Consider the following 2,525-nt stretch of genomic DNA (forward strand, 5'->3'; position numbering starts at 1 on the left):
ACGCTGGCCTCGCCGGCGGTGGGCTCCAGGATGCCGGACAGCATCTTCAGGGTGGTGGATTTGCCTGCGCCGTTGGGGCCGATGATGGCTACGCGCTCGCCGGCCTGGACCTGAAACGCGACGCCGGCCACCGCATCGACCACGACGTCCTGGCGGCCGCTCAGGCCCGCGAAGCCGCGGCCGCGCTTCGTGTACCGGTACTGCTTAGAAAGGTTCTGGACGGAGACGACGGCTGACATGGGCGGGATCCGGAAGGGTCGAGGGACGGGAGGCGGCGAGCGGCGCAAAGCCGATGGCGAGCGGCAGCGGAAGCTGCGGCTGCATCGGATTGGCCATCTCGCAAACTCGTCCGGACATCGGATCCACGTTTGTCAGCGCGCGCGGGAAAGGTCCCGCGAACAGAGGTATCTGTAGCTGGGCCGCAGGCGGGGGGCAACCTGTCTCAGCCGCGGGCGACGAACCGCAGGTGGTGGAGCGCCAGGGCCGCGGCGACCGCGACATTCAGCGAGTCCACGCCGCTGGCCATCGGGACGCCCACGCGCCGGCAGCGGGCGAGAAGCTGGTCGGGGAGGCCCGGCCCCTCAGGCCCGACGATGACGGCGGCCCGGGCCGGGCGGGCGAGATCGGCCAACGTGACTTCGGCGCGGGGGCTGAGGGCGATCGGCTCGAAGCCCTGGGACTCCAGCAGACCGACGAGGTCCTGGCCGGGCTCCAGGCGGCCGAAGGGCGTGGTCAGCGCCGCCCCGACCGAGACGCGAATGGCCTTGCGGTAGAGCGGATCGCAACAGGCGGGGTCGAGCAGCACCGCGCCGACGCCGAACGCGGCCGCGTTGCGGAATAGGCCGCCATGTTGTCGTGGTTGGCGATGCCGACCAGGGCGAGCACGAGCGCCGGCGCCGGCAACTGCGCGAGCAGGCCGGCGGGATCGGTTGGCTCGGCCCGGCGGGCGACGGCAAGAATGCCGCGGTGGATCGGGAAGCCGACGACCGTGTCCATGACGGCTTGCGGAGCCACGTAGACCGGCACGTCCGGCGAAAGCCCGGCGATCAGGGGCGCGAGCTTCGCCGCACGCTTCTCGGCCAGCAGCAGGGAGGCGGGCGCATGGCGGCTCTGGGAGAGCAGTATGCGCAGCACCACTTCGCCCTCGGCGATGAAGAGGCCGCGGCGGCCGACCAGGTCGCGCTCGCGCACGGCGTGGTACGGCTCCAACCGCGGATCGTCGGCGGACCCGATGGGGATCAGGCTGGGCACGCCCCCTCCCCTCCGCGCGTTTCGCAGGCCTGCAACCGACAGGAAGTTGACGCCTGCGTCATCGTCTTCATAGTCGGGCAAAAGAGTAACGTAGGGAAAACGCCATGGCGGACGGATCGGTCGACCTTCTGAAGGATGCGCGCGCCAAGGCCTACGCCCTGCCGCTGGAGCAGCTCAATCCGGCCCAGCCGGCGCTCTTCCAGTCCAACACCATGTGGCCCTACTTCGAGCGGCTGCGGGCCGAGGATCCGGTCCACTACACGCCGGCAAGCGAGTACGGCCCCTACTGGTCCATCACCAAGTACAACGACATCATGGCGGTGGACACCAACCACCAGGTCTTCTCCTCGGAGTCGGTGCTGGGCGGCATCACCATCGGCGGCGGCACGGGCCAGCAGGACCCGCTGCCGATGTTCATCGCCATGGACCCGCCCAAGCACGACGTGCAGCGCAAGACCGTCAGCCCCGCCGTCTCCCCCGCCAACCTGCAGCTGCTGGGACCGCTGATCCGCGATCGGGCCGGCCAGATCCTGGACAGCCTGCCGATCGGCGAGGAGTTCGACTGGGTCGACAAGGTGTCGATGGAACTGACCGCCATGACCCTGGCGACGCTGTTCGGCATCCCGCAGGAGGACCGGCGCAAGGTCACCTACTGGTCGGACGTGGTGACGGCCATCCCAGGCGGCGGCCTGATCTCCTCGCTGGAGGAGAAGATGGCGATCATGCAGGAGTACTTCGCCTACTTCACCAACGTCTGGCACGAGCGGGTGAACTCGCCCCCGACCGGCGACCTGATCTCCATGCTGGCGCACGGTGAGGCGACGCGGAACATGGAGATGCGGGAGTACCACGGGAACGTGGTCCTGCTGACCGTCGGCGGCAACGACACCACTCGCAACACCATCTCCGGCTCGGTGCTGGCGCTGAACCAGAACCCGGACCAGTACGACAAGCTGCGGGCGAACCCGTCGCTGATCCCGTCGATGGTCTCCGAGACCATCCGCTGGCAGACCCCGCTGGCCCATATGCGGCGGACGGCGCTGCAGGACATCGAGTTCGCCGGCAAGACCATCCGCAAGGGCGACAAGGTTGTGATGTGGTACGTCTCGGGCAACCGGGACGACGAGGTGATCGACAACCCCGACGCCTACATCATCGACCGGCCGCGGGCCCGCCAGCACCTGTCGTTCGGCTTCGGCATCCACCGCTGCGTGGGGAACCGGCTGGCCGAGCTGCAGCTGACCATCATCTGGGAAGAGATCCTCAAGCGCTTC

General features: G+C 68.9%; 4 protein-coding genes. 1 reads left to right on the forward strand and 3 read right to left on the reverse strand.

Annotation, left to right across the window (positions count from 1 at the left end):
• The 3 genes from VHK87_RS15520 to VHK87_RS15530 all read right to left on the reverse strand — a co-directional run.
• The coding region (locus tag VHK87_RS15520) for an ATP-binding cassette domain-containing protein (RefSeq protein ID WP_329635797.1) at positions 1-239 on the reverse strand (239 nt) is incomplete at its 3' end.
• A 203-nt stretch (positions 240-442) separates the two neighbouring features.
• Positions 443-805: a TrmH family RNA methyltransferase gene (locus VHK87_RS15525; RefSeq protein ID WP_329635798.1), complete on the reverse strand. Its 363-nt coding sequence runs from the start codon at positions 803-805 to the stop codon at positions 443-445.
• Positions 733-1,251, reverse strand: coding sequence for a hypothetical protein (locus VHK87_RS15530; protein WP_329635799.1), 519 nt, complete (start codon positions 1,249-1,251; stop codon positions 733-735). Before VHK87_RS15530 ends, VHK87_RS15525 begins: the two co-directional genes overlap by 73 nt.
• A gap of 104 nt (positions 1,252-1,355) precedes the next feature.
• On the opposite strand from VHK87_RS15530, the gene VHK87_RS15535 reads away from it, so the two are divergent.
• A partial coding sequence (locus VHK87_RS15535; protein ID WP_329635800.1) for a cytochrome P450 occupies positions 1,356-2,525 on the forward strand: 1,170 nt, incomplete at its 3' end.

This window comes from Phenylobacterium sp. (genome assembly GCF_036263695.1).
In the GTDB taxonomy this organism is placed as follows: Bacteria; Pseudomonadota; Alphaproteobacteria; order Caulobacterales; family Caulobacteraceae; genus Phenylobacterium.